The organism is Sphingomonas bacterium (assembly GCF_903643035.1).
Classification (GTDB): Bacteria; Pseudomonadota; Alphaproteobacteria; order Sphingomonadales; family Sphingomonadaceae; genus Sphingomonas.
On record NZ_CAHJWW010000222.1, the window covers coordinates 1 to 4,606 of the forward strand.

Annotated in this window: 2 protein-coding genes; both read right to left on the reverse strand. The window is 69.5% G+C overall.

All coding sequences use genetic code 11. The annotated features are described in order from the left end of the window. Positions 1-41 precede the first annotated feature (41 nt). A complete protein-coding gene (locus HUV01_RS12385; RefSeq protein ID WP_174298547.1) occupies positions 42-2,393 on the reverse strand; it encodes a putative bifunctional diguanylate cyclase/phosphodiesterase in 2,352 nt (783 codons plus the stop codon). A gap of 75 nt (positions 2,394-2,468) precedes the next feature. Continuing rightward, positions 2,469-4,232: a fatty acyl-AMP ligase gene (locus tag HUV01_RS12390; protein WP_174298548.1), complete on the reverse strand. Its 1,764-nt coding sequence runs from the start codon at positions 4,230-4,232 to the stop codon at positions 2,469-2,471. Positions 4,233-4,606: the final 374 nt, after the last annotated feature.

A 4,606-nucleotide genomic window follows, 5' to 3' on the forward strand; every position in this document is an offset into this window, starting at 1 on the left:
TTGGCGCCGGTAAGCGTCAGCACGCCCGCCGCTGATCCCGGCTAGGCCGCCGCCGCGTCCGCCCAGCGGCGTTGGGTGGCCAGCGCGCGGGCCTCGGCGACCGGCAGCGGACGGCCGAAATAATATCCCTGCACCTTCGAGCAGCCATAGCCCTGCACCATCAGATGCTCGGCCTCGGTCTCCACGCCCTCCGCGGTCGTCGCCATGCCCAGGCTGTCGGCGAGCGCCACGACGGCGCGGATGATCGCGATCGCCTCCCGCGAACCCTTCGACGCGCTCTGCACGAAGCTGCGGTCGATCTTGATCGACGAGAAACGGGTGCGCGACAGATAGCCGAGCGACGAATAGCCGGTGCCGAAATCGTCGAGGCTCAACCGGACGCCCAAGTCCAATATGCGTTCCAGCACCTGAACCGCGCCGGTACCTTCCTTCATGAAGACGCTCTCCGTCACCTCCACCTCCAGCCGGTCGGCGGTGAGGCCGCTCTGCGCCAGCGCGGAGGCGACGACGGCGACGAAATTGGGGTTGTGGAGCTGCTCGGGCGACACGTTCACCGCTACCCGTACCGTATCGGGCCAGCGCGCGGCCTCGGCGCAGGCGGTGCGCAGCACCCATTCGCCGATCGGTGCGATCAGCCGGGTGTCCTCGGCCAGCGGGATGAACTTGACCGGCGAGATGCCGCCGAACTCGGGATGCACCCAGCGCAGCAGCGCCTCGAACCCGATCAGCTTGCCTCCGCCCGCGTCCACGACAGGCTGGTAGTCGAGATGCATCTGCCCACGCTCCAGCGCGCGGCGCAGCTCCATCTCCAGCACTCGGCGCTCTTCAGCCGCGACATGGAGCTGCGGCTCATAGAGGTGGAAACCGCCACCGCCCGCGTCCTTGGAACGATAGAGCGCAAGATCGGCCGAGCGGACCAGCATCTCGGCGGTGCGTCCGTCACGCGGCCCGGTGGCGACGCCCACCGATGCGCCGATGTAAAGCGTATGCTGGTCGATCTCATAGGGCTGCGACAGCGTCTCGATGATCGTGCGGGCGAACCGCTCGACGCCCGCGCTATCCGACGCGTCGCGCACCACGACCGCGAACTCGTCGCCGCCCAGCCGCCCGACCAGCTCGTTGGAGGTCATCAACTGCGACAGCCGTTCCGACACGCGGCCCAGCAGGCGGTCGCCGATCGGATGACCCAACGTATCGTTCACCGCCTTGAAGCGATCGAGGTCGATCATCATGAACGCGCAACGGGTCGACCATTTGTCTGCTTCCGCCATCGCGCGACCCAGCGCCTCATTGATCGCGAGGCGATTGCGCAGGCCGGTCAGCGTGTCGAAACGGGCCATGCGGTTGATCTTGTCCGCGCTCGCGCGTTGCTCGGTCACGTCCGAGCCGACGCCGCGGAAGCCGACGAACGCACCATGCTCATCGAAACGCGGGCTGGCGGCGATCTCCCACCATCGCTCCTCGCCCTCTACGATCACCGGCAGCCGCAGATCGCGGAAACTGTCGCGCGCCTTCAGCTTCTCGGCGACGTCGCGCAGGCCGGCGGCGAAATTGCCCTGCTCCCATTTGGGTCCGGCCAGCACCTGGAGGAACGACATGCCGTTGATCGTCACCGGATCGAGTCCGCAGGCATAGGCGAAGCGCGGCGAGGCCTTGACGACCCGGCGGGCGGCATCGGTTTCCCACAGCCAGTCTGCCCCGTTCTCCTCGAACTCGCGCAGCAGCAGGCTGACGGTCTCGTCGCGCTCCGCGAGCGCGAGCTGGCCGGAACGCAGCGCCACCAGGCTGCGCGCGCGCATCAGGCAGGCGAGCATCAGCAGGCTGACGAACAGCAGCGTCGCGCCCGCGACGACATATGCCTGCACCAGCAGCAGCCGGGTGGCGACGGCGAGGCCGATCGTTCCCAGGAAGATGAGCGTCGACATCGCCAGCGGCGCCAGCGCGATGGCCGATGCGGTCATCAGCACCGACAGGACCATCCACAGGCCGAACGCGGCCCCCGCGCTCGCCTGCACGTCGAAGGCGAGCGGGGGCACCGACCAGACGGCGGCTAGCGCGAGTCCTTCCAGATAGGTGTCGCGGATGTCGCCGGCGGTCGCCGCGGTCTGCGTCGTCTCACGCGACGACAGTCGGCGAAAACCGATGGCGGTGGCGACGGCTGCGGTGATCGCGCCCCAGGTCGCCAGCTGCCAGCCCGGCACCGAGCCTGCGAACACGAGCGCGACCATCGACGCGCCGATCAGCTGCGCGGCGAGATGGAACATCGCCAGATGCCGTCCGGAGCGAAGCTGGAACGCGCGGATCGCGCCCCAATCGTGCGGAGCGTCCGGCGTGGTCAGGCCGAGCAGCGCACGAAGGTCAACGAATGTTTCGGAAGGGGCGGGGATGGACACCCCATCGGCCTAGCCACCGCTGGTTACCGCTTGGTTTCGTCCGACCCGTATTGAAGGTTAACGCGGCGCTACCCGTCAGGCGGCGATCCCGTACGGCTTGATCTCGCCCGTCAGATAGAGGTTGCGTGCCTTTGCGCGGCTGAGCTTGCCCGAGCTGGTCCGCGGCAGCGTGCGCGGTGGGATCAGCTCGATGACGCAATTCATGCCGGTGACGGAGCGTACCCGTTCGCGGATCTCCTCGCGCAGCCGCACCCGCTCGCCCTCGTCGGAACTGCGACACTGGACGAGGACGGCGGGCGTCTCCTCGCCGCCCGGGGTCGTGATCGCAAAGGCGGCGATGTCGCCGGCCTTGAAGCCGGGCAGCTGCTCCACCGCCCATTCGATATCCTGCGGCCAGTGGTTGCGGCCGTTGACGATGATCATGTCCTTGGCGCGGCCGACGATGTAGAGATAGCCGTCGCTCAGATAGCCCATGTCGCCCGTGTCGAGCCAGCCGTCGACCATGCAGGCGGCGGTCGCGTCGGGGTCGCGAAAATAGCCGGTCATGACTGATGGGCCGCGGCACCAGACCTTGCCAATCGCTCGTTCGGGGAGGTCGGTTCCGTCCTCCTCGCGGATCGCGAGCGCCATGTCGCGCACCGGCCGGCCGCAGTTTACGACCGCGCGGTAGCGTTGCGGCCGGCGCGCGCCCTGGCCGGGCTCGCCGCCCGACAGCTGCGTCTCTTCGACCAGCTCGGCGCGGATGCCCTCGCCCGGCGGCATGATCGACACCGCCAGCGTCGCCTCCGCCAAGCCGTAGCTCGGCAGGAACGCGCTCGCCTGGAAGCCGGCGGCGGCGAACGCGTCGACGAAGCTCTGCATGACGTCCGGGCGGATCATGTCGGCGCCGTTGCCCGCGATCCGCCAGCGCGACAGGTCGAGCCTGTCGCCCACCCGGCTCTGGCTGCCGATCCGGCGCGCGCAGATGTCGTAGCCGAAGGTCGGGGAATAGGAGAGCGTCGTCCCGCCGTGCCGGCTTATCATGTCGAGCCAGGCAAGCGGCCGGCGCGCGAAATCCTCCGTTTTCAGATAGTCGGCCGAGACCTGGTTGGCGACCGGCGACAGCATGCAGCCGACCAGCCCCATGTCATGATACCAGGGCAGCCACGACACGCAGCGGTCGCCCGCGCGCACCGCCATGCCGTGTCCATGCGCCGCGAGGTTGTTGAGCAGCGCGCGATGGCTGATCGCGACGCCATGCGGGAAGCGGGTCGAGCCGCTGGAATACTGCAGATAGGCGATCGCGTCGGGATCGGCGACGGGCAACGGCGCCTCGTCCGCCGGGCGGCCGGCGAAGCGGTCCCAGTCCTCGCCCGCCACGTCCGCCAGCCGCGCCGCCTCCGCCGCCATCGGTTCGAGTTCCGGCGGAAAGATCAGCATCGCCGGGGCGCAGCTCGCCAGCTGGGTGCGGAGCTGGTCGATGTACGAATCGCGGCCCCCGAACGAGGTCGGCAGCGGCAGCGGGACCGGCCAGGCGCCGGCATAGACCGCGCCGAAGAACAGGCTCGCGAACTCGGGACCCGTTTCGGCGACCAGCGCCACGCGCTCGCCCGGCGCGATCCCCGCGCCGATCATCCGGCGGGCGGCGGCCAGCGCGTCCTCGCGCAGCCGGCGGAACGGATAGGCGTGGACGAGCCGGCCGCGCGCATCGTGGAAGTTCAGGCCCTTGTGGCCCCCGGCGGCATAGTCGAGCGCGGCGCCGAGTGTGTCGAAATCGGCGAACCGGCGCGGCAGCGAGTCGTCGGTGGCCGTCGCCACCCGCGCCTGCGTTCCGCCACCGTCGTCAACTCCGTCCGCCATCCATCTCAGCCCCCGTCGGCGACCACCGGCCGCGGCCCGCGCACGGCGCCGGCATGGACGCTCGCAATCCCAACCCAGTGTGGCACAATGATGGCGCATGGCCTTTCCCCCCCGTCCGCGATCCGATCCCGCTCCGGCCGCCGCGTCCGGGCGCGCCCGGCGCGACCGCAGCCCGCCTTACGATCACCGGCCCGGACAGCATCGACAGGGGGAAGATCGGCATGGAGCAAGGCTTTGGGCGAGGATGATGGCCGGCGCAAGAGGCGTGCGCCCTCCCCACGCCGGACGGCTTCCGGCAAGCGCCAATCGGATGGTTAACCGACTGTTTACCATATCGGCGCAGGGTGCAGGTCCGAAACGAAGGACGGTACGGG